The sequence below is a fragment of the Bradyrhizobium sp. B124 genome, from assembly GCF_038967635.1.
Classification (GTDB): domain Bacteria; phylum Pseudomonadota; class Alphaproteobacteria; order Rhizobiales; family Xanthobacteraceae; genus Bradyrhizobium.
On sequence record NZ_CP152413.1, the window covers coordinates 5,050,729 to 5,070,884 of the forward strand.

The window sequence follows — 20,156 nt, forward strand, 5'->3', positions numbered from 1 at the left end:
TCGCGCGACCGCATTTGCCTTGCATTTTCATTAATTGAGTCACTGACGAGACGGATCGTCTGACGGAGGATCGATGTCCCTACCGTTTCTCTCTGAAATCAGGATGATGTCGTTCAACTTCCCGCCGAAAGGCTGGGCCTTTTGCAATGGCCAGTTGCTGCCGATCAATCAGAACCAGGCGCTGTTCGCATTGCTCGGCACCGTCTATGGCGGCAACGGCCAGACGACCTTCGCGCTGCCCAACCTGCAGGGAAAAGTGCCGCTGCATGCGGGCTCGGGCTTCACGCTCGGGCAATCCGGCGGTGAAACGTCTCACACGCTGTCGATCCCCGAGATGCCCCAGCATCCGCATATTTTTCAGGGCACCACCAACGGCGCCGACAATGCCGCGGTCACCAACAATCTGATGGCGACGTCGGCCAATCTCTATACCGCTGCCAGCAATTTGACGACGCTGGCTCCGAGCACCGTCGGCAATGCCGGCGGCTCACAGCCGCACGAGAACATGCAGCCCTATCTCACGCTCAGCTTCTGCATCGCGTTGCAGGGCATCTTCCCCTCCCGGACCTGAAGGACGCGCGCCATGGGCCAGCCTTACGTGGGCGAGATTCGCATGTTCGGCGGCAATTTCGCGCCGGCCGGCTGGATGCTCTGCCAGGGACAGATCCTGCCAATCGACCAGTACGCCACCTTGTACAATCTGATCGGGACCACCTATGGCGGTGACGGCCAGCAGACGTTCGCCCTGCCGAACCTGCAAGGCCGTCTGCCGTTGCACCAGACCAGTGGCTTCGTCATCGGGCAGACCGGGGGCTCCGAACAGGTAACGCTGATCACCCAGCAACTGCCCACCCACAACCACCCGATGGCTGCGTCCCTGAACAATGCGACCGGCAACACGGTGACGGGCAATGTCGTGGGCGCGGTGGGAGCGACCCAGATCTACCGCGAGGTCGCGGCCGCCTCGCCGATGGCGAGCCAGGCGTGCTCGTTCGTCGGCGGCAGCCAGCCGCACGACAACATGCAACCCTACCTCTGCTACAACTTCATCATTTCACTGTTCGGCGTTTACCCGAGCCAAAACTAGGACGGGACCATGTCTGATCAATTCCTGGCCGAGATCCGCATTTTCCCGTTCGACTTCGCGCCGTTGGGGTGGGCCGTCTGCAACGGGCAACTCATACCGATCTCGCAGAACACCGCACTTTTCTCCCTGCTCGGCACCTATTATGGCGGCGACGGCAAGAGCAACTTTGCGTTGCCCAACCTGCAAGGCAGCGCGCCGATGCAGCAGGGGCAGAGCTCCTCCGGCACTTTCTACGACATCGGACAGTCCGCCGGTACGACGACTGTGACCCTGCTGCAAAGCCAGATGCCCCAGCACAACCACGGGGTTCTGGGCAATATCAATCAGTCTCAGCTTGCCACGCCCGGTCCGGCACGATCCCTTGCACGCGCAAACCCGGGGCAAGCCTACACGGCGACGCTGACCAACGTTTCGCCGTTCTCGGCAACCAGTTCAATTCTGCCGAACGGCGGCAGCCAGCCCCATAACAACCTGATGCCCTATCTCACGTTGAATTTCTGCATCGCGTTGCAGGGCATTTTCCCGCCGCGCAGCTAGACCGGCCATGACGGATGGTTTGAGCACTGATGCGGCTGCAGCGGCGTTCGGATGGACGCGCGCCGCGGATGCCGGCCTGAGCTTCCGTCGTATCGCCGATGCCGATTTGCCCTTCCTGTCGCGGCTCTATGCTTCGACGCGCACCGATGAACTGGCAGTGACACCGTGGAGCGCGGAGCAGAAGGCCGCCTTCCTGGCGATGCAGTTCCAGGCGCAGCATGCGCATTACCAGCAGCACTATCCGACGGCCGACTGGCTGGTGACGATGCGCGGTGGAGAGGATATCGGCCGCCTCTATGTCGACCGCTGGCCGAGCGAGCATTGCGTCATCGATATCGCCTTCCTGCCCGAACATCGCGGATCGGGTCTCGGCGGCGTGCTGATGCGCGACCTGCTCGACGAGGCCGCCGGCGCAGGCAAGGCGATGTCAATCCATGTCGAGAAGTTCAATCCGGCGATGCGGCTCTACCGCCGGCTCGGTTTCGTCACCGAGGAAGACAAGGGCGTCTACGACCTGATGCGCTGGCGCGGGACCGCAGCTTCCGGCCATCAGGTGAAGACCGCCTGATAGCCGTTGCCGTCTCCGAGCGGGCCGATCGGCACCAGGAAGATCTCGATCACGCCGAGTGCCGGATGCCGCACCGGATAGATCGCCTGCGGCAACCAGGCTCCCTTCGGCGTCGTGAACAGCAGCGAGAACGCACCGCCCGGCCGGCCGCTGTTGCCCGCGGCCTCGACCTTAGCGAGCTTCAACGCCACGACGCCTTCCGCCGTCTGCATCTCGAACTCCGCATCTCGATGCGGCATGAAGTCGTCAAGATGCAGTTCGGCCAGATCGACGGTGGATGACATGCGCACGTCCCTGTTGCTTTCGAGGTGTAACACACGCCGCGATGTTGCCGTCAAGATTTCTGCCAGGCATCCATTCTTCGATCCGAAGCCCTTGCCGCCCTCACGTCGAGAGGTCCTGTCGTCGACCGTCATTCCGGGGCTCGCGAAGCGAGAACCCGGAATCCATTCATCCACTTGTTCGGTGGCACAATGGATTCCGGGCTCGGCGCTTCGCGCCGCCCCGGAACGACGGGTGGATGGAGCGGTGCCCCCAAGCGCACCCGGCTTTCCCTGCGCCCTCTGCCCAAGAGGAGGGTAAGTAAACGCAAGACTCGGGTGCATCGCGCCGCGAGGATGCGGAAGCATGACTCACAGAATGCGCAACACACTCGGCGTCGTCCTGGCGAAAGCCAGGACCCACTACCCCAGATTTCGATTGCTGCGCGACGCTGCGGCCGCGTCCCTTTCATCACCAAATGCGGTGGTTATGGGTCCCGGCCTTCGCCGGGACGACTGCGTTGAACGCGGAGCCTCCGACCGTGCAACCCAGGAGCCCTGATGACGGCCCCGATTTCCTCCGCTAACCTCCCCGCAAAGGGCCGCCGGCAAGGCGGGCCATCTTGAGGGAGGACAGCCGCGTGCATCGAGGCCGTGTCGTATTCGGCGCCATGGACGAGGTCGTGTTCGGGCGGCCCGCTCGTGAGGCCATCGTCGAGCAACTGGACCGGCTTGGCGCCCAGCGCGCCTTCCTGATGGTGTCGGGTACGCTGAACCGCGAGACCGACGAGATCGAAAAAGTCCGCCAGGCGCTCGGCGCCCGCTGCGTCGGTACATTCGACCAGATGCCAGCGCACACGCCGCGTGCCGCCGTCATCGCGGCGGCGGAACAGGCGCGTGACGCGAAGGCCGACCTGATCGTCACCATCGGCGGCGGCTCGATCACCGACGGCGCCAAGGCGGTGCAGCTTTGCCTCGCCAACAACGTCACGACATCCGACGGTATCGACACGATCCGCACCCGTGGCGGCGTCTCGCCCGAGATGAATCCTCCCACCGTGCGCCAGATCAGCGTGCCGACCACGATCGCCGGCGGCGAGTTCTCCTCGATCGCAGGCGTCACCAACGAGGCCAAGCGGCAGAAGGAGATGCTGCGCCATCCCCTGGTGATGCCGCGCGCCACCATCCTCGATCCGGACCTGTCGGTGCACACGCCGGACTGGCTGTTCCTGTCGACCGGCATCCGCGCGGTCGATCATTGCGTCGAGGGCATCTGCTCGCGCGAGGCGCATCCTTACGGCGATGCACAGGCGCTGAAGGGGCTGGAGATGCTGGCGCAGGGCCTGCCGCGGGTGAAGGCCGATCCGAAGGACATCCCGGCGCGGATGGATTGCCAGATCGGCACCTGGCTGTCGACCGGCCCGCTCGCCTCCGGCGTGCCGATGGGCGCGAGCCACGGCATAGGCTATGTGCTCGGCGCCGAATTCGACGTGCCGCACGGCTACACGTCATGCGTGATGCTGCCGGCGGTGATGCGCTGGAACAAGCGCGACAATGCCGACCGGCAGGCGCTGGTCGCGGCCGCGATGGGCCATCCGGGCGCGGACGCCGGCGACGTGCTCGACCGCTTCATCCGCGACCTCGGCATGCCGCGCAGCCTGCAGGAGGTCCGTGTTGGCCCTGAGCATTTCGACCGCATCGCGGCGGGTGCGATGCGCACGCCCTGGGTGCCGCGCAATCCGCGCAAGATCGACGGTCCATCCCAGGTCCGCGAGATTCTGATGATGGCCGCTTAAAGCATGATCCGGAAAAGTGCGAAGCGGTTTTCCCTCGCGACAAACGCGAAGCGTTTGCGCGGAGATCATGCTCAAACAGGAAGCAAAGCAACACTGAGGGAGATCTGAGCTTCGATGTACACCGGCAAGCATGCTTACCTGCGCCCGCTGCAACCGGCCTTCATCATGGCCGGGACCGGCGAGATCGTCACCTATCGCGAGCTCGAGGCGCGCAACAACCGTCTCGCGCATCTGTTCCGCAACCGCGGCATGAAGCGGCTCGACCACTATTCGATCTTCATGGAGAACAACAACCGCTACCTCGAGGCCTGCGGCGCCGGTGAACGTTCCGGCCTCTACTTCACCTGCGTCAATTCCTACCTCACGGCCGGCGAGCTCGCCTACATCCTGACCAACAGCCAGTCGCGGATCCTGATCACCTCGAAGCTGAAGCTCGACATCGCGCGCGAGGCGCTGAAGGAGTGCCCGCAGGTCGAGCTCTGCATCGTGGTCGACGGCGACAGTGAGAGCGATCGCATCGTCGGACTGCAACAGGCCACCGCGGGGCTGCCGGCGACGCCGATCGCGGACGAATATGCGGGCACCGCGATGCTCTATTCGTCCGGCACGACCGGCCGGCCGAAGGGCATCGTGCGGCCGCTGCCCGAGCAGCCGCCGTCGCAAAACCTGCCGCTGTTCGATTTCCTGACCAAGCTCTGGCACTACCGCGAGGGCATGGTCTATCTGTCGCCGGCGCCGCTCTATCACTCGGCGCCGCAGGCCGCGGTCAATCTCACCATCCGGATGGGGGGCACCGTCGTCATCATGGAAAGCTTCGATCCCGAGCGCTATCTCCAGCTCGTCGAAAAATGGGGCATCACCCACAGCCAGCTGGTGCCGACGATGTTCTCGCGCCTGTTGAAGCTGCCCGAGGAGATTCGTACCCGCTACGATCTGTCGACGCTCGAGATCGCGATCCATGCCGCGGCGCCCTGCCCGGCGCTGGTCAAGGACGACATGATCAAATGGTGGGGCCCGATCATTCACGAATATTACGGCGCGACCGAGGGCCTCGGCTTCACCGCCTGCAACAGCGAGGAATGGCTCGCGCATCGCGGCACCGTCGGCAAGGTGCTGCTCGGCGACCTCCATATCCTCGACGAGAACATGCAGCCCTGCCCGAAGGGCACGCCCGGCACCGTGTGGTTCAAGACCGCCACGCCGTTCGAGTATTTCAACGATCCGGCCAAGACCAGCGAGGCCCGCTCGGCGGACGGCAGCATGAGCACGGTCGGCGACGTCGGCTATGTCGACGACGACAACTTCCTCTATCTGACCGATCGCGCCACCTTCATGATCATCTCCGGCGGCGTGAATATCTACCCGCAGGAATGCGAGAACCTCCTGATCACCCATCCCAAGGTCGCCGACGCCGCGGTGTTCGGCGTGCCCAATGTCGATCTCGGCGAGGAGGTGAAAGCGGTGGTGCAGCCGGTCGACGGCGTCGCACCCGGACCTGATCTCGCCGAGGAGTTGATCGCGTTCTGCGCAAGCGCGCTGTCGCGCCAGAAGGTGCCGCGCTCGGTCGATTTCGAGGCCGAGCTGCCGCGGCTGCCGACCGGAAAACTCTACAAGCGCCTGCTGCGCGATCGCTATTGGGGCAACAAGACCTCACGGATCGTCTGAACAGGCGATGCGGCGCGCCGAGCCCTCGCAGCCATGGACGCCGCACGGCGTAACGGACTCGCCCGTCGCGCGGATTTCGCGCTATGCTCCGGGATCGCAAGCCCGCTTCGCCGGAGGCCGCCATGCCGTCGCCCCAGCCGCGCGAGCCCGAGCCGGGACAGGCCGGAAGGCTCGAATTCACTGCCGCCGAGATCGGTGCGCTCGCCCATCTCTATCGTGGCGAGGTCTACCGCAGCACGGTCTGGCGCACCCGCCTCGACAGCTCCACCAACTGGGCGGTAGTCACGACCGGCATCGCGCTGTCGGCGACCTACAGCAGCGCGGAGGCTTCGCCTTTGCCGATGGTGCTGGTCGGGCTGCTGGTCACGGTCTTTCTGTTGTTCGAGGCGCGGCGCTACCGCTACTTCAACGTCTGGCGTGCCCGGGCGCGGTTGCTCGAAACCGATTTCTACGCGCCGATGATCCGCGGCGAAGGTCCCTCGCCGGGCTCGGCCTGGACCGAGCTGCTCGCCAACGACTACCGCCACCCGAGGTATCACATCAGCCTTGCACGGGCGATCGGCCGGCGGCTGCGCCGAACCTATGGCTGGATCTTCGCGATCCAGGCCATCGCCTATTACGGCAAGCTGGCGATCCATCCGCTGCCGCTGACCACGCTGAGCGAGATCTGGGACCGCGCCTCGATCGGCCCGATTCCCGGAGCCATCGTTGTTCTGGCCGGCGTCGCCTTCCATTCCAGCTGGGCGCTGTTCGCCTTCGTCACGCATCGCATGGAGGTCGCTGACCGCCGGACGCGGCACAATCTGATCGCGATGGGGTGAGGCGGCGCGAGCCGCGTTGCCGCTGGCGGGCTTTTCCCCTAACCTCGCCTCAAGAAGAAACGTCAGGGAGGATTTGCCGATGGAAGTGATCCCACTGCGCGAGGGATTCGGAGCCGAACTGCGCGGCGTCACACTTTCGGATGTTGCCGGCAGCGATGCCGCCTATGCCGCGGTGCGCGCGGCGTTCGAGGAACACTCGGTGCTGGTGTTCCGCGGCCAGGAGCTCAGCGACGACATCCAGCTCGCGTTCTCGCGCCGCTTCGGTCCGCCCGAGACGACCAAGGTCGGCTCGATGGGCACCGGCTCGCATTTCGTGATCCTGTCGACCTTCGGACCCGACGGCAAGGTAGTTCCATCGGACCATCGGCAGCAGCTGCGCGCCAAGGCCAATCAGCTCTGGCACACCGACTCCTCCTTCAAGCGCGTGCCGGCGCTGACCTCGATCCTGTCCGCGCGCATCATCCCCGAACATGGCGGCGAGACCGAGTTCGTCTCGATGCGGCTTGCGTTCGAGCGGCTCGACAAGGACGTGGCGAAGCGGCTGGAGAACTCGTTCGCCTGGCACTCCTACGCGCATTCGCGCAGCAAGGTGGCAACCGGACTCGCGACATCGGAAGAAGTCGACGCACTGCCGCCGGTGTGCTGGCGCATGGTCTGGCGCAATCCCGTCAACGGCCGCGGCGCACTGTATCTGGCCTCCCACGCCTATGGCGTCGAGGGCATGGAGGCCGATGCCGGCAAGACGCTGATCGAGCAATTGACCGAAGCCGCCACCGCGCCCGGCGTCAGCTATCTGCATCAGTGGAAGCAGGGTGACGTCGTGATGTGGGACAACCGCGCCACCATGCATCGCGGCCGCCCCTGGCCGGCGCATGAGGGCCGCCTGATGATCCGCACCACGATCTCGGCGACCGAGGCCGATGGTGTCGCGAACATGCAGCCGCCCTCAACGCAGGCGGCGGAATGAAGCGAATGTTTCCCCGTCATCCTGAGGAGCGAGCGCAGCGAGCCTCGAAGGATGAATCGGCCCGGCCGGTGGCCGTCGATCCTTCGAGACGCGCGTTCCGCGCTCCTCAGGATGACGGAGAACAAGTATGCGGCGACGGTCGCAATCGGCGACAAACTGTCGCTGATTGCGGAAGGTCTCACATCGCACGCATCGGCGCTATCAATCGAATTCGAACGGAGATTCGTAGCTTCATAGCAAAACAGACTGAGTTCCCCGCAATCACAGCCATTATTCCCCGTCCGTGGAAATTTCAATGCTGCCACGTCATCCGAATTGCCAATCCCCGCACGGCCCTCGCTTGTTGCCCGACAGCCTCACCGTGGTATCGTCGATGCCAATCGGCCATTGAGACCGAAATTTGTGGAGGGGACCATGCGGAGCGTGCAAGCGCTGGCCGTCGCGGTGTTGTCTGTACTGACCATCAGCGACGTTTCGTGCGCAGCCGAGCCGAAATCCGGCGGCATCTTCAGGATCTACCACCGCGATAGCCCCGGCAGTGCCTCGATCCACGAGGGCGCGACCTATTCGGTGAATATTCCGTTCATGCCGATATTCAACAACCTCGTCATCTTCGACCAGCATATCGCGCAGAACAGCGCCGACACGATCCGGCCCGAGCTTGCGGAGAGCTGGGCCTGGAGCGGCGACAACAAGACGCTGACCTTCAAGCTGCGCAAGGACGTGAAGTGGCACGACGGCAAGCCGTTCACCGCGGCTGACGTCAAATGCACCTTCGACATGCTGATGGGCAAGTCGCAGCAGAAGTTCCGGCAGAACCCGCGCAAATCCTGGTACGACCAGGTCGACGAGATCACCACCAACGGCGACTATGAGGCATCGTTCAAGCTGAAGCGGCCGCAGCCCGCGCTCTTGTCGCTGCTCGCCTCGGGCTATTCGCCGGTCTATCCCTGTCACGTGTCGCCAGCGGAGATGCGCACCAAGCCTGTTGGCACCGGCCCGTTCAAGTTCGTCGAGTTCAAGGCCAACGAATCGATCAAGCTCACCAAGAACCCCGATTACTTCAAGAAGGGCCTGCCCTATCTCGACGGCATCGAGTTCACCATTATCACCAACCGCTCGACGGCGATCCTCGGCTTCGTCTCGGGCAAGTTCGACATGACATTCCCGACCGAGGTCTCGATCCCGCTGCTCAAGGACGTCAAGTCGCAGGACCCCAAGGCGGTCTGTATGGTGGAACCGAACAATGTCTCCACCAACATCATCATCAATTCGAGCGGACCGCCGTTCGACAATCTCGACATCCGTCGCGCGCTGGCGCTGGCGCTCGATCGCAAGGCGTTCATCCAGATCATGTTCGAGGGCCAGGGCGACATCGGCGGCACCATGGAGCCGGCACCCGACGGCTTGTGGGCGATGCCGAAGGAGATGCTGGAGCAGATCCCCGGCTACGGTCCCGACATCGAGAAGAATCGCGAGGAAGCCCGCAAGCTGATGCAGAAAGCAGGTTATGGCCCGGACAAGCACCTGCAGATCAAGGTGTCGACCCGCAACATCGCGGTCTACCGCGATCCCGCGATCATCCTGATCGACCAGATCAAGAGCATCTATATCGACGCCGAGCTCGACGTCGTCGACACCGCGCAATGGTTCCCGAAGATCGCACGCAAGGACTATTCGCTCGGCCTCAACCTCACGGGTAACGCCGTCGACGAGCCCGATCAGTCCTTCTACGAAAACTATGCCTGCGGCTCGGAGCGGAACTACACCAATTATTGCAACAAGGACATCGAGAAGCTGTTCGACCAGCAATCCGAGGAGACCAACATCGACAAGCGCAAGAAGCTGGTCTGGGAGATCGACAAGAAGCTGCAGGAAGACGTCGCGCGTCCGATCATCTTCCATGCCCGCACCGGCACTTGCTGGAAGCCTTACGTGAAGAATGTCACGATCATGTCCAACAGCTCCTATAACGGCTATCGCTACGAAGACGTCTGGTTGGACAAGTAGGCATAGCGTCTTCGAGCGAAGTGGATACCGGTTCGCGTCAAGAAAACGCGTCAAGAGAAGATTCGGGATCAGGGAGAGAGCCAGGGTGTTTGCCTATATCGTGCGGCGGCTGTTCCTGATGCTCGTGACCCTGTTCGGGATCTCGGTCATCATCTTCGTGCTGCTGCGCGTCGTTCCGGGCAACATCGTTGATATCCTGTTCGACGCCGCGGGCTTCGTCGATCCCGCCGATAAGGCCAATCTCGAGCGCGAGCTCGGCCTCAACCAGCCGATCGTGATCCAGTATCTGCACTGGATCGGCGGCTTGCTGCATGGCGATCTCGGCTATTCCTATGTGTCCGAGAAGCCGGCGCTGGAGGAGATCCTGCCGCGGATACCGATCACCGCGCGGCTTGCGGGGCTGGCGCTATTGTTCTCTGCCTCGATCGGCATTCCGCTCGGCGTCATCAGCGCCGTGCATCAGGGCTCGAAGCTTGATTATGCGCTGCGCGTCGTCAGCCTCAGCGGCCTGTCGCTGCCGTCATTCTGGCTCGGCCTCTTGATCCTGATGGCCTCGGTCTCGCTGTTCGGCACCATGCCGATCTTCAATCCGAACCCGAAGACATGGCTCGAGGCGCTGACCATCTATGCGGTGCCGGCGATGGCGGTCGGCTTCCGCAGCGCGGCGCTGACCATGCGCATCACCCGCTCCTCGATGCTGGAGATCCTGCGTCAGGACTACATCCGCACCGCGCGCGCCAAGGGCGCCTCCGAGGCCTCCGTGAACTACCGCCACGCGCTCAAGAACGCGGTGCTGCCGGTCATCACCGTGATCGGCATCGAGGCCGCATTCCTGATCGGCGGGCTTATCGTGACGGAAACCGTGTTCAACATCCCCGGCATCGCCCGCTTCCTGGTCGAGGCGCTGCGCTGGCGCGACTACCCGATCGTGCAGAACCTCGTCATGTTCATCGCTGTCGTCGTGGTGGTCGTGAATTTCATCGTCGACATGCTCTATGCCGCAATCGACCCGCGCATTCGGTTTGGGGACTAGCCCGATGGCGACGATCAATTTCGACAGCGAACTGCGACGCGCCGGGGCCAACGCCAGCGGCGGGTGGGGACGGTTTGCCTTCCTTGCGCAGCGCCACGTGCTCGGCACCATCGGCCTGACCATCATGCTGCTGTTCGTGCTGACCGCGATATCAGCCGATCTGATCAGCCGCTACGATCCACTTACCGTCGATTCCGCGCACCGGCTCGCCGCCCCCTCCACGCTGCACTGGTTCGGCACCGATTCCTTCGGTCGCGACGTCTGGAGCCGCATCGTCCATGGCGCGCGGATCTCGCTTGCGGTCGGCATCGGCTCGACGACCTTGGGCGCCACGCTCGGCGTCATTGTGGGTCTCACCTCAGGCTATCTCTCCGGCTGGGTCGACCTCGTGTTCCAGCGCGTGACCGACATCCTGCAATCGCTGCCGCTCTTGGTGCTCGCGCTGGTGATGACCGCGGCGCTTGGCCCGTCGCTGCCGAACGTGATCCTTGCCATCGCCATTCCCTTGATCCCGACGGTCGCCCGCGTGATCCGCGCCAACACGCTGGCGCTGCGCGAGCAGCCGTTCGTGGAGGCCGCCAAATCGATCGGCATGAGCGAGACGCGCATCGCGCTGCGCCACGTGCTGCCGAACACGATCGCACCGCTGATCGTGCTGGCCACCGCGCAGCTCGGCGCGACCATCCTGACCGAGGCGTCGCTGTCGTTCCTCGGCCTCGGAATCCCCGAGCCCTATCCGTCCTGGGGCCGCATGCTGTCGGAATCCGCCGCTGAATATGTCCGCACTGCGCCGTGGCTGGTGATCTTCCCCGGTATCGCGATCAGTCTCGCGGTGTTCGGCACCAATCTGTTCGGCGACGCACTGCGCGATATCCTCGATCCGAGGCAGCGCGGCTGATGAGCGAGGCAGTTCCGGCAGAGACGGTTCTCGACGTGAAGAACCTGCAGACGGTGTTCTTCACCAACTCCGGCCTGTTCCGCGCGGTCGACGATGTCTCGTTCTCGGTCCGCCGCGGCGAGACGCTTGCGATCGTCGGCGAGTCCGGCTGCGGCAAGAGCGTCAGCGCGCTCTCGATCATGCGCCTGGTGCCCGATCCGCCCGGCCGCATTGTCGGCGGCTCGGTGACGCTCGAAGGCACCGACCTGCTAAAGCTCGACGATGCCGCGATGCGCGCCATCCGCGGCAACCGCATCTCGATGATCTTCCAGGAGCCGATGACCTCGCTCAATCCGGTGATGCGGATCGGCGACCAGATCACCGAGGCCGTGCGCCTGCATCGGAAGATGAGCAGCAAGGAGGCGTGGGCGCAGGCGGTCGACATGCTGCGGCTGGTGCGCATCCCCGAACCGGAGCGCCGCGCGCAGGAATATCCGCATCAGCTCTCCGGCGGCATGCGCCAGCGCGCCATGATCGCGATGGCGCTGGCGTGCCGGCCGGCGCTCTTGATCGCGGACGAGCCGACCACCGCGCTCGACGTCACCATCCAGGCGCAGATCCTCGCGCTGATCGTCGATCTGCAGCAGCGGCTCGGCACCGGGCTGATCCTGATCACCCATGATCTCGGCGTCGTCGCGCAGACCGCGCAGCGCGTGATCGTGATGTATGCCGGCAAGAAGGTCGAGGAGGCGACGGTCGAGTCGCTGTTCGAAACGCCGCTGCATCCCTATACGCGCGGGCTGATGGCCTCGATGCCGGCGGTGATCGCGCTGGGCGCGAAGACCGATGCGCGGCTGACCGAAATTCCCGGCATGGTGCCGTCGCTGACCAATCTGCCACCCGGCTGCGCCTTCGCGCCGCGCTGCAAGTTCGCGATCGACCGCTGCCTCAAGGAGTATCCGCCGCTCGACGAGGTCAAGAGCAAGCACTGGGCGGCATGCTGGCGCGCCGGCGAGATGGCGGAGGCGCCATGACCGAGCAACGGCCGCTCCTCGAGGTGACCGATCTCGTCAAGCACTACGCGGTGCGCGGCGGCGTGCTGCGCCGTCAGGTCGGCACCGTGCATGCGGTCGACGGCGTCAGCTTCGCGCTCGGCGCAGGCGAGACGCTCGGCCTGGTCGGCGAATCCGGCTGCGGCAAGTCGACGGTGGCGCGCACCGTGCTGCGGCTGGTCGAGCCGACCAGCGGCGCGATCAGGCTGGACGGCGAGGACATCGCACCGCTCAGCAAGAGCGCGCTGCGGCCGTACCGCCGCTCGATGCAGATCGTGTTCCAGGACCCGTTCGCCTCGCTCAATCCACGCATGACGGCCGGCGACATCGTCGGTGAGCCCCTGATCGTGCATGGGCTCGCGACCGGCGCGAAGAAGCAGGAGCGCGTCGCGGAACTGTTCCAGCAGGTCGGTCTCCGGCCCGACCAGATGAAGAACTTTCCGCATCAGTTCTCCGGCGGGCAGCGTCAGCGCATCTGCATCGCGCGGGCGCTGTCGCTCGGTCCGCGGCTGATCGTCTGCGACGAGCCGGTCTCCGCGCTCGACGTCTCGATCCAGGCGCAGGTGATCAATCTCTTGATCGACCTGCAGCGCAAGCAGAACTTCTCCTACCTGTTCATCGCGCACGACCTCGCGGTCGTCGCCCATATCAGCCACCGCGTCGCCGTGATGTATCTCGGCCGCATCGTCGAGATCGCCGACAAGCACGAGCTGTTCGCCAACCCGCGGCATCCCTATACGCAAGCACTGCTCGCCTCGGTGCCGATCGCCGACCCCAAGGCCAGGCGGCTGGCGCCGATGATCGACGGCGACGTGCCGAGCCCGATCAACCCGCCCTCGGGCTGCGCCTTCCATACCCGCTGCCGCTACGCGATCGATCGCTGCAAGACCGAGCGCCCCACGCTGCAGGCGGCCGGCACCGCGCATCAGGTCGCCTGCTGGCTGAATGACGGGACGGGGCGTGGGGAATAATTTCATCGTCGTCCCGGCGAAGGCCGGGACCCATAACCACGACGGCTGATCGTTGCGCGCCGCTGCACGACGAGTCCCCTTCACAACTCCGGCCGCGGAGTATGGGTCCCGGCCTTCGCCGGGACGACAATCGCTACGCCGCCGCCTCGATCTCCACCACGATCTTCCCCGTCGTCACCTGCTCACCCTCGGCGACATCGATCGACGACACCGTGCCCGCGACACCGGCGGTGTGCACGTGCTCCATCTTCATCGCCTCCAGCGTCATCACCGGCTGACCGGCCGCGACCTTGTCGCCGGCCTTCACCAGCACCGCGACGACCCGGCCGTTCATCGCCGCACGGACCTTGCCGTCACCGCCGGCGGCCGCAGCACTCTCCGGCGGCGCGAGGGTGAGATCGCGCACCGACAGCGTGACGCCGCGATGCAGGATGTAAAGCCGGTCGCCGTCGCGCAGGAACTTGGCCTGCTCCATCAGGCCATCGTGGTGGAAGCGGATGCTGTCCTGAACCAGTTCGTCGATCTCGAAGCTGAAGCGATCGCCATTGCGGGTCGCGAGGTAGCTGCCGTCGCGCTCGCGGACGATCTCGATCTCCTGCACGCCTTGGCCGAGGTCGATCCGCAAGCCGAGCGGGAATGTCGCTGACAACGACCGTCCGCGCTGCCATGGCGGCGCGTGCGGATTGGTGACATAGAGCAGCAGCGCCGCAAGCGCGAGATCACCGCCGCGATCGAGCCGGGACGCCAGCAGGGCATCGCGGTTGCTGCCGATGAAGGCTGTGGTCGCCTCGCCCTTGGCAAACACCGGATGGCGCAGGCAATCGATCAGGAAGCCCTGATTGGTGGTGACGCCGAAGGCCGTGACCTGCTCCAGGGCGCAGATCAGCTTCCCGCGCGCCTCATCGCGGGTTGCGCCGTGGCTGATCACCTTGGCGATCATCGAATCATAGAACGGCGGAATCTCCGAGCCGGACTGCAGCGCGTGCTCGACGCGGATGCCTTCAGGCATCTGCCACCGCGCCATGGTGCCGGATTGCGGCATGAAGTCGTGTCCGGCATCCTCCGAGCAGAGCCGGACCTCGATGGCGTGACCGGAGAAGGTGACGTCCTCCTGCCTCAGGCCGAGCGGCTCGCCCCGGGCGACACGAAGCTGCAATTCAACCAGATCGAGCCCGGTGATCGCCTCGGTGACGGGATGCTCGACCTGCAGCCGCGTGTTCATCTCCATGAAGTAGAAATTGCCGGCGCGATCGAGCAGGAATTCCAGCGTGCCCGCACCCTCATAGCCGATCGCCTTGACCGCCTGCACGGCAACCGCACCCATCCGCGCGCGCAGCTCCGGCGTCACCGCGGGCGACGGGGCCTCCTCGATCAGCTTCTGATGCCGCCGCTGCACCGAGCAATCGCGTTCGCCGAGATGGACGGCGTTGCCATAGCGATCGCCGAACACCTGGATCTCGATGTGGCGGGCATCGACAATGGCGCGCTCGAGGATGACGGTAGGATCGCCGAACGCCCCCTGCGCCTCCGACCGCGCGCTGCGTAGCGCATCCGGAAATGCCGACGCATCCGCGACCAGCCGCATGCCGCGGCCACCGCCACCGGCGACCGCCTTGATCATTACCGGAAAACCAATCGCCTTGGCCTCCGCCAGCATCACAGTGTCGCTCTGATCGGCGCCCTGATAGCCGGGCACGCAGGGCACGCCGGCCTTTTGCATGATCTCCTTGGCGCCGGCCTTGTTGCCCATCGCGAGGATCGCCTCCGGCGACGGGCCGATGAACGCCAGTCCCGCATCGCCGCAGGCCTGCGCAAAGTCCTCGTTCTCGGCGAGGAAGCCGTAGCCGGGATGCACCGCGCCGGCGCCACTCGCCTTGGCGGCTGCGATGATCGCGTCGATCTTCAGATAGGATTGCGCCGGCAACGCCTCGCCGATCCGCACCGCCTGGTCGGCCTCGCGCACATGCAATGCGTCGCGGTCGGCGTCGGAGTAGACCGCGACCACGCCATAACCGAGCCGCCGCGCCGAGCGCATGATGCGCAGCGCGATCTCGCCGCGATTGGCGATCAGGATCTTGAAGAACGGTGTCCGCTTCACGATGGTACCGCTCATGGCCGCGCCACCGAGAACTGCATCCGCTGCGGACTGCGCGCCTCGGCCTCGCGGCAGATCGCCAGCACCTCTGACAGCACCGTCCGCGTATCGCGCGGATCGATCACGCCGTCATCGAGCACGCGGGCGCTGGTCGAGAACACGTCCATCTGGCTGTCGAACACACCTGATATCTGCGCCTTCATCGCCTCCAGCTTCTCCTTCTCGATCGGTTTGCCGCGCCGCGCGGCTGCCGCCTCGGTGACGATCGCCATGGTCTCGGCAGCCTGCTCGCCGCCCATCACGGCGGTCTTGGCATTCGGCCAGGAGAAGCAGAAGCGCGGATGGAAGCCGCGGCCGCACATGCCGTAATTGCCGGCGCCGAACGAAGCGCCGCAATACAGCGTGATCTGCGGCACCGTCGCCGAGGTCACCGCCTGGATCATCTTCGAGCCGTGCTTGATCATCCCGGCCTCTTCATAGGCGCGGCCGACCATGTAGCCGGTGGTGTTGTTCATGTAGAGGATCGGCGTGCGCGACTGGCAGCAGGCCTGGATGAAGTGCGTCGCCTTGTTGGCGCCGGGCACATCGAGCGGGCCGTTGTTGGTGATGATGCCGATCGCCCGCCCCTCGATGCGGGCATGACCGCAGACCGTCGCCGGGCTGTAATTGGCGCCGAACTCGGTGAAGTCGGAATCGTCGATGAAGCGGGCGATCGCCTGGCGCATGTCGACGGGCCGCTTGTGGTCCATCGGCATGATGCCGAGCAATTCTTCGGCGTCATAGCGCGGCGGCTTGAATGCAGCTGGTTCCGGTGCCGGACGGTCCCACGGCAGCTTGGCCATAATGTCGCGCGCGATGCGCAGCGCGTCGCGGTCGTCCTCGGCGAGATAGTCGCCAAGCCCGGATATCTGCGTATGCATCTCGGCGCCGCCGAGCTCCTCCTCGGTCGCGATCTCGCCGGTGGCAGCCTTGAGCAGAGGCGGGCCGGCAAGGAACGCGCGGGTACGACCCCGCACCATCACGATGTAGTCGGAAAGGCCCGTCTGGTAGGCGCCGCCTGCGGTCGAGGAGCCGTGGGTGACGGTGACGACGGGAAGCCCCGCCGCCGACAGCCGCGCCAAATTGCGGAAGATGTTGCCGCCGCGAACGAAGTCCTCGACGCGGTAGCGCAGCAGATTGGCGCCGGCGCTTTCGACCAGTTGCACATAGGGCAGCTTGTTCTCCAGCGCGAGCTCCTGCACCCGCAGCGTCTTGTCGAGGCCGTAGGGTTGCAGCGCGCCGGCGTCGATGCCGGCATCGTTGGCGCTGACCATGCAGCGGATGCCGGAGACGAAGCCGATGCCGGCAACCAGGCCGCCACCGGGGACGCTCTTGTCCGCGTCCGGCACGTCGAACATGTAGCCGGCGAGCGTGGAGAGTTCGAGGAACGGCGAGCCGGGATCGAGCACCAGCGCGACGCGCTCGCGCGGCAGCAGTTGGCCGCGTTTGTGGAAGCGGTCCTTGGCCGCGGCGGATGCCGTGCGCGTGCGCTCCTCCAGCCCCCGCATCCGGGCGATCAGCGTCAGCATGCCGTCGCGATTGCCCTGGAACACGGCGCTGCCGGTCGAAATCGTGCTCTCGATGATGGCCATGAATCTAACCTCCGTCATTCCGGGGCAGCCCGAAGGGCTGAGCCCGGAATCCATACTCTCGATCGTGGTTATGGATTCCGGGCTCGCGCTGCGCGCGCCCCGGAATGACGAAAGTGAGTGTGCCGCACATCATGCGCCCCCTCCGCTAAAGTACTTACTATACTGCTGCCGCAGCTCGACCTTGCGCAGCTTGCCGGTCGCGGTCATCGGCATCTCCTCGAGGATACGCACCAGTTTCGGCACCTGGAAGCCGCCGAGATGCTTTCTGCAATGCGCCTCGATGCCGGCCTCGTCGGCCACCGCACCGGGCTTCAGCTTGACGAAGGCGCAGACTGCCTCGCCCCATTGCGGATGCGGCAGGCCGACCACGGCGGCGTTCTGCACCGCGGGGTGCGCCAGCAGCGTCTCCTCGATCTTGACGGAAGCGACGTTCTCGCCACCCGACTTGATCATGTCCTTCTTGCGATCGAGGAACAGCACTTCGCCATTGGCGTCGATCAGGGCAAGGTCGCCGGTATGGTGCCAACCGAACTTGCGTGCCTCCTCGGTCGACTTCGGGTCCTTGTAATAGCCCATCATCACGTTGGGTCCGCGATGCACCAACTCGCCGATCTCACCGCGCGGCAACAGGTTGCCGTTGTCGTCCATGATCGCGGTCTCGTTGACGATCAGCGACTCGCCCCAGTAATTGCCGAAGCGGTCGAGCTGCACCTCCGGCCGCGACATCGTCGTCGCCGGGTACATTTCGGTCTGACCGCTAGTCAGCACAAAGTTCGGACAGAGATCGGCGATCGCACGCTCCAGCAGCGGCTTGCCCATCGGCGCCATGGTGTAGATACAGCAGCGCAGGCCCGACAGATCATATTCGCGCCGGCGCGGATGATCGAGGATCGCCTGGTACATCAGCGACAGGCCGACGAACACCGTCAACCGGTCGCGTACGATCGCCTCCATGCACACCACCGGATCGAAGCCGCGCATCAGCGCCATGCGGCCGCCGACCGAGAGATAGCTCAGCAGCAGCACGTGGCCAGCGCAGTGAAACAACGGAAACTGCCCGGTGATCCCGTCATCGCGCGAGAGCTGCATCTCGATGCAGTTGCTCATCACCGCCATGACCACGGCGAGGTGGCAATGCATCGCCCCCTTCGGTCGCGAGGTCGTGCCCGACGTATAGATGATCATTGCGAGATCGCGGTCGCTGATCTCGATGTCAGGCTCGATATCGGATTGCCCCTCGAGGAGGCCGTTAAACTCCTGCAATCCGGTCTTGCCGGCATTACTGGTCAGGTCGATCGCGATCATCTCCATGCCGCGCGCCTCCAGCGCGGCGCGCCGGTCTGCCTGGGCATGAAGATTGTCGTCGATGATGGCAAAGCGGACCTCGGCATGGCCGAGAATGTAGTCCGTGTCCGACGGCCCGAGCATGGTGTTGATCGGCACCCAGACCAGGCCGGCGCGGTGGATGCCGAACAGCGCTTTGACGAACTCGACGGAGTTATTGCAAATAGTTGAGACTTTCTCGCCCGGCTTCAGCCCGCGCTGCACCAGATAATTGGCGAAGCGATTGGCGTCGCGCTCCAACTCGGTGAAGGTGACCTGCCGGCCGCCATCGGTCAGGGCGACGCGATCCGGAAACCGCCGCGCGGCGCGCTTGAGGAGATCGCCGATCGCGACCCGTCCGATGCGGCCCGGGCCGGTGACGTCGCCGGTTGCTGCGAGATTGTCCATGTGTTTCCTCCTGCCTCGTCATTGCGAGGAGTGAAGCGACGAAGCAATCCACTCTATCTTCGAGTGGCAAGATGGATTGCTTCGCTTCGCTCGCAATGACGGCCGGGTTGACGTCAGTGCCTGACCCCAAAGATCTGCCGCGCTTCCGCGGGGCTCGCGATCTCGCGCCCAGCACGCCGCGCGCAGGCGGCGAGCCCTTCGACGAGCTGCCCGTTCGACGTCACCTTGGTGCCGTCGCCGAGATAGAACGTATCTTCCAGGCCGCTGCGCAGATGACCGCCGAGGTCGGCGGCGCGCTGGTGCAGCGGCCAGATCTCGGCGCGGCCGATCGCGGTGACCTGCCAATGCGCATCCGGCACCTTCAGCTTCAAGAGGATCGGCAGCAGCTCCGGATCGGCCGGCATGCCCGAGGCGACGCCCATGACGAAATTGTATTCGAGCGGGCCGGAATACATACCGGTCTGCCGGTACATGCCGACGCAACGCACGATGCCGACATCGAAGCACTCGAATTCGGGAATGGTGCCCGCGGCCTTCATCACGTCGAGATAGTCCTGCACTTTCTCGACGGCGTTATCGAACATCATCGGCGGCCACGCCCAGGTGTTGTCGGCCTTGACCTTGAGATAATTCAGCGAGCCGGCGTTGCAGGCGGCGATCTCGGGCTTGGTCTCGCGCACGCAATCGAGCGCGCCCTGATAGTTCGGGCCCGAGGTGCCGGTGGTGTGGTTGATGATCACGCCGGGACAGGCTTCACGGATTGCCTGCTGGATTTCCTTGCTGACGCCGACCTCCCATGACGGCAGGTGGCCCTTGTTCGGCGCCTGCTGGCGCAGATGGATGTGCATGATACTGGCGCCGGCGTTGAACGCGGCCTTGGCCTCACGCGCCATCTCTTCCGGCGTCACCGGAACGTTGTGCTGCTTCGGGTCGGTAAGCACGCCGTTCAGCGCGCAGGTGATGACGGCCTTGTCGCTCATGGGTCTCTCGTCCGGGTTGCGGCGCACCTGCGCGGCTGATTTTCCCATGATGAGAAATTTGTCTGTGCGCCATCT

18 protein-coding genes are annotated in these 20,156 nt (G+C 64.8%); 13 read left to right on the forward strand and 5 right to left on the reverse strand.

Features of this window, described 5'->3' with window-relative positions:
* The first annotated feature begins 73 nt into the window (after positions 1 to 73).
* The 4 genes from AAFG13_RS24100 to AAFG13_RS24115 are packed head-to-tail and all read left to right on the forward strand — an operon-like array spanning position 74 to position 2,192.
* Positions 74 to 571, forward strand: a complete 498-nt coding sequence (locus tag AAFG13_RS24100; RefSeq protein WP_342708435.1) for a tail fiber protein — start codon at positions 74 to 76, stop codon at positions 569 to 571.
* A gap of 12 nt (positions 572 to 583) precedes the next feature.
* Positions 584 to 1,087: a tail fiber protein gene (locus AAFG13_RS24105; protein ID WP_212316807.1), complete on the forward strand. Its 504-nt coding sequence runs from the start codon at positions 584 to 586 to the stop codon at positions 1,085 to 1,087.
* A 9-nt stretch (positions 1,088 to 1,096) separates the two neighbouring features.
* Positions 1,097 to 1,624 (forward strand): tail fiber protein, encoded by a 528-nt coding sequence (locus AAFG13_RS24110; RefSeq protein WP_212316805.1) that lies wholly within the window; start codon positions 1,097 to 1,099, stop codon positions 1,622 to 1,624.
* Between the two features lie 7 nt (positions 1,625 to 1,631).
* Positions 1,632 to 2,192, forward strand: coding sequence for a GNAT family N-acetyltransferase (locus AAFG13_RS24115; protein WP_342708436.1), 561 nt, complete (start codon positions 1,632 to 1,634; stop codon positions 2,190 to 2,192).
* Here the strand turns inward: AAFG13_RS24115 and AAFG13_RS24120 are convergent.
* Positions 2,174 to 2,608, reverse strand: a complete 435-nt coding sequence (locus AAFG13_RS24120) for a hypothetical protein (RefSeq protein ID WP_342708437.1) — start codon at positions 2,606 to 2,608, stop codon at positions 2,174 to 2,176. The two genes, AAFG13_RS24115 and AAFG13_RS24120, sit on opposite strands and share 19 nt — an antisense overlap.
* Positions 2,609 to 3,093: 485 nt before the next feature.
* Between AAFG13_RS24120 and AAFG13_RS24125 the strand changes: the two genes are divergently transcribed.
* From AAFG13_RS24125 to AAFG13_RS24165, 9 genes are all read left to right on the forward strand, one after another.
* Positions 3,094 to 4,248 (forward strand): iron-containing alcohol dehydrogenase, encoded by a 1,155-nt coding sequence (locus AAFG13_RS24125; protein ID WP_342708438.1) that lies wholly within the window; start codon positions 3,094 to 3,096, stop codon positions 4,246 to 4,248.
* A gap of 114 nt (positions 4,249 to 4,362) precedes the next feature.
* Positions 4,363 to 5,913, forward strand: coding sequence for an AMP-binding protein (locus AAFG13_RS24130; RefSeq protein WP_342708439.1), 1,551 nt, complete (start codon positions 4,363 to 4,365; stop codon positions 5,911 to 5,913).
* Between the two features lie 122 nt (positions 5,914 to 6,035).
* A complete protein-coding gene (locus tag AAFG13_RS24135) occupies positions 6,036 to 6,734 on the forward strand; it encodes a DUF2270 domain-containing protein (protein WP_249132057.1) in 699 nt (232 codons plus the stop codon).
* 79 nt (positions 6,735 to 6,813) lie between these two features.
* Positions 6,814 to 7,701: a TauD/TfdA family dioxygenase gene (locus AAFG13_RS24140; protein WP_342708440.1), complete on the forward strand. Its 888-nt coding sequence runs from the start codon at positions 6,814 to 6,816 to the stop codon at positions 7,699 to 7,701.
* A 414-nt stretch (positions 7,702 to 8,115) separates the two neighbouring features.
* Complete coding sequence (locus tag AAFG13_RS24145) at positions 8,116 to 9,711, forward strand: ABC transporter substrate-binding protein (RefSeq protein ID WP_342708441.1); 1,596 nt, start codon at positions 8,116 to 8,118, stop codon at positions 9,709 to 9,711.
* Between the two features lie 85 nt (positions 9,712 to 9,796).
* Positions 9,797 to 10,744, forward strand: coding sequence for an ABC transporter permease (locus AAFG13_RS24150; RefSeq protein WP_229166369.1), 948 nt, complete (start codon positions 9,797 to 9,799; stop codon positions 10,742 to 10,744).
* 4 nt (positions 10,745 to 10,748) lie between these two features.
* Positions 10,749 to 11,642, forward strand: coding sequence for an ABC transporter permease (locus AAFG13_RS24155; RefSeq protein WP_342708442.1), 894 nt, complete (start codon positions 10,749 to 10,751; stop codon positions 11,640 to 11,642).
* Positions 11,642 to 12,655 (forward strand): ABC transporter ATP-binding protein, encoded by a 1,014-nt coding sequence (locus tag AAFG13_RS24160; RefSeq protein WP_342708444.1) that lies wholly within the window; start codon positions 11,642 to 11,644, stop codon positions 12,653 to 12,655. The genes AAFG13_RS24155 and AAFG13_RS24160 overlap by 1 nt, the downstream gene beginning before the upstream one ends.
* Positions 12,652 to 13,644 (forward strand): dipeptide ABC transporter ATP-binding protein, encoded by a 993-nt coding sequence (locus AAFG13_RS24165; protein WP_212316791.1) that lies wholly within the window; start codon positions 12,652 to 12,654, stop codon positions 13,642 to 13,644. Before AAFG13_RS24160 ends, AAFG13_RS24165 begins: the two co-directional genes overlap by 4 nt.
* Before the next feature lie 133 nt (positions 13,645 to 13,777).
* Here the strand turns inward: AAFG13_RS24165 and AAFG13_RS24170 are convergent, their stop codons facing one another.
* The 4 genes from AAFG13_RS24170 to AAFG13_RS24185 all read right to left on the reverse strand — a co-directional run bounded on the left by AAFG13_RS24170 (position 13,778) and on the right by AAFG13_RS24185 (position 20,081).
* Positions 13,778 to 15,757, reverse strand: coding sequence for an acetyl-CoA carboxylase biotin carboxylase subunit (locus AAFG13_RS24170; RefSeq protein ID WP_342708445.1), 1,980 nt, complete (start codon positions 15,755 to 15,757; stop codon positions 13,778 to 13,780).
* Entirely contained in the window at positions 15,754 to 17,370 is a 1,617-nt protein-coding gene (locus tag AAFG13_RS24175) for an acyl-CoA carboxylase subunit beta (protein WP_342708446.1), read from the reverse strand. The genes AAFG13_RS24170 and AAFG13_RS24175 overlap by 4 nt, the downstream gene beginning before the upstream one ends.
* A 129-nt stretch (positions 17,371 to 17,499) precedes the next feature.
* Positions 17,500 to 19,101: an AMP-binding protein gene (locus AAFG13_RS24180; protein ID WP_342708447.1), complete on the reverse strand. Its 1,602-nt coding sequence runs from the start codon at positions 19,099 to 19,101 to the stop codon at positions 17,500 to 17,502.
* A gap of 113 nt (positions 19,102 to 19,214) precedes the next feature.
* On the reverse strand, positions 19,215 to 20,081 hold the full coding sequence (locus AAFG13_RS24185; protein ID WP_212316783.1) for a 3-keto-5-aminohexanoate cleavage protein: 867 nt from the start codon (positions 20,079 to 20,081) through the stop codon (positions 19,215 to 19,217).
* Positions 20,082 to 20,156: the final 75 nt, after the last annotated feature.

What these genes read in the sequence shown, in the direction of transcription:
- AAFG13_RS24100 (WP_342708435.1), top strand. Translation starts at nt 74, where the DNA reads ATGTCCCTACCGTTTCTCTCTGAAATCAGGATGATGTCGTTCAACTTC.
- AAFG13_RS24105 (WP_212316807.1), top strand. Translation starts at nt 584, where the DNA reads ATGGGCCAGCCTTACGTGGGCGAGATTCGCATGTTCGGCGGCAATTTC.
- AAFG13_RS24110 (WP_212316805.1), top strand. Translation starts at nt 1,097, where the DNA reads ATGTCTGATCAATTCCTGGCCGAGATCCGCATTTTCCCGTTCGACTTC.
- AAFG13_RS24115 (WP_342708436.1), top strand. Translation starts at nt 1,632, where the DNA reads ATGACGGATGGTTTGAGCACTGATGCGGCTGCAGCGGCGTTCGGATGG.
- AAFG13_RS24120 (WP_342708437.1), bottom strand. Translation starts at nt 2,608, where the DNA reads ATGACGGTCGACGACAGGACCTCTCGACGTGAGGGCGGCAAGGGCTTC.
- AAFG13_RS24130 (WP_342708439.1), top strand. Translation starts at nt 4,363, where the DNA reads ATGTACACCGGCAAGCATGCTTACCTGCGCCCGCTGCAACCGGCCTTC.
- AAFG13_RS24135 (WP_249132057.1), top strand. Translation starts at nt 6,036, where the DNA reads ATGCCGTCGCCCCAGCCGCGCGAGCCCGAGCCGGGACAGGCCGGAAGG.
- AAFG13_RS24140 (WP_342708440.1), top strand. Translation starts at nt 6,814, where the DNA reads ATGGAAGTGATCCCACTGCGCGAGGGATTCGGAGCCGAACTGCGCGGC.
- AAFG13_RS24145 (WP_342708441.1), top strand. Translation starts at nt 8,116, where the DNA reads ATGCGGAGCGTGCAAGCGCTGGCCGTCGCGGTGTTGTCTGTACTGACC.
- AAFG13_RS24155 (WP_342708442.1), top strand. Translation starts at nt 10,749, where the DNA reads ATGGCGACGATCAATTTCGACAGCGAACTGCGACGCGCCGGGGCCAAC.
- AAFG13_RS24160 (WP_342708444.1), top strand. Translation starts at nt 11,642, where the DNA reads ATGAGCGAGGCAGTTCCGGCAGAGACGGTTCTCGACGTGAAGAACCTG.
- AAFG13_RS24165 (WP_212316791.1), top strand. Translation starts at nt 12,652, where the DNA reads ATGACCGAGCAACGGCCGCTCCTCGAGGTGACCGATCTCGTCAAGCAC.
- AAFG13_RS24170 (WP_342708445.1), bottom strand. Translation starts at nt 15,757, where the DNA reads ATGAGCGGTACCATCGTGAAGCGGACACCGTTCTTCAAGATCCTGATC.
- AAFG13_RS24175 (WP_342708446.1), bottom strand. Translation starts at nt 17,370, where the DNA reads ATGGCCATCATCGAGAGCACGATTTCGACCGGCAGCGCCGTGTTCCAG.
- AAFG13_RS24180 (WP_342708447.1), bottom strand. Translation starts at nt 19,101, where the DNA reads ATGGACAATCTCGCAGCAACCGGCGACGTCACCGGCCCGGGCCGCATC.
- AAFG13_RS24185 (WP_212316783.1), bottom strand. Translation starts at nt 20,081, where the DNA reads ATGAGCGACAAGGCCGTCATCACCTGCGCGCTGAACGGCGTGCTTACC.